This window comes from Streptomyces thermocarboxydovorans (genome assembly GCF_039524635.1).
In the GTDB taxonomy this organism is placed as follows: domain Bacteria; phylum Actinomycetota; class Actinomycetes; order Streptomycetales; family Streptomycetaceae; genus Streptomyces; species Streptomyces thermocarboxydovorans.
On record NZ_BAAAGU010000143.1, the window covers coordinates 1 to 1,010 of the forward strand.

Annotated in this window: 1 protein-coding gene; it reads left to right on the forward strand. The window is 66.5% G+C overall.

Going from position 1 to position 1,010, the window contains the following annotated elements; all coding sequences use genetic code 11:
• Positions 1–62 precede the first annotated feature (62 nt).
• Entirely contained in the window at positions 63–977 is a 915-nt protein-coding gene (locus ABD198_RS30480; RefSeq protein WP_344007969.1) for an IS982 family transposase, read from the forward strand.
• The last annotated feature ends 33 nt before the right edge of the window (positions 978–1,010 follow it).

Here is a 1,010-nt window from a genome sequence, read left to right on the forward strand (position 1 = left end):
CTAGATGAATGAGTCCAAGGGATCGCCTGCGGACATGAGACGAGGGCGTCCAACGTCGATGTGTGACGAACGACCTGGACACCCTCGCAACGGCACTCTATGCCCGGATCGACGACGAGTTGAAGGCTTCGCCGTGGTTGGCCCCGTGGCGGCCGGCCGTCGGGATCGCGCCCACGCTCAGTGACGCCGAGCTGATCACGCTCGCGGTCATGTCGGCGCTGCTCGGCTACACCTCCGAGCGGCGCTGGCTTCGCCGCGTCGGACGGGACTTCGGCCACCTGTTTCCCTACGTGCCCCAGCAGTCCGGCTACAACAAACGGCTGCGCGCCGCGTCCTCGCTGCTCACCAGCATGATCCGGATCCTGGCCCGGGACACCTCGCTGTGGAGCGACGACGTGTGGCTCGTCGACTCCACCCCGGTCGGCTGCGGCTGCTCCCGCGAGACCGCCAAACGCTCGGACCTGGCAGGCTGGGCCCAGTACGGATACTGCGCGTCACACTCACGGTACTTCTGGGGACTGCGGCTGCACCTGGTGTGCACACTCGGGGGACTGCCGATCCTGTTCGCACTCACCGGGGCGAAGGCCGACGAACGCGAAACGCTGCGCGACATGCTCGACACCGCGCCGGATGTCCTCGCCGCCCACCCCGGACAGACGATCATCGGGGACAAGAACTACTACGGCCGCGAGTTCGAGAACGACCTTGCCGAGCGTCACCTGCAGTTGCTACGGCCGGCCCGCAAGGGAGAGGCCGAGCGGGCCGGGGCGCACCTGTTCAAGCCGCTGCGACAAGTCATCGAGTCGATCAACCAGACCTTCAAGGGACAGCTCGACCTGGAACGACACGGCGGCAAGAGCCCAGCGGGGGTCGTGGCCCGCGTCTTGTGCCGGATCCTCGCGCTCACGGCGGCGATCTGGCACAACGACAAGACCGGGCAGCCGATCAAGCGGTCACTGACCGCCTACGATCACTGACCGCAACGACACCCCTTGGACTCATTCATCTAG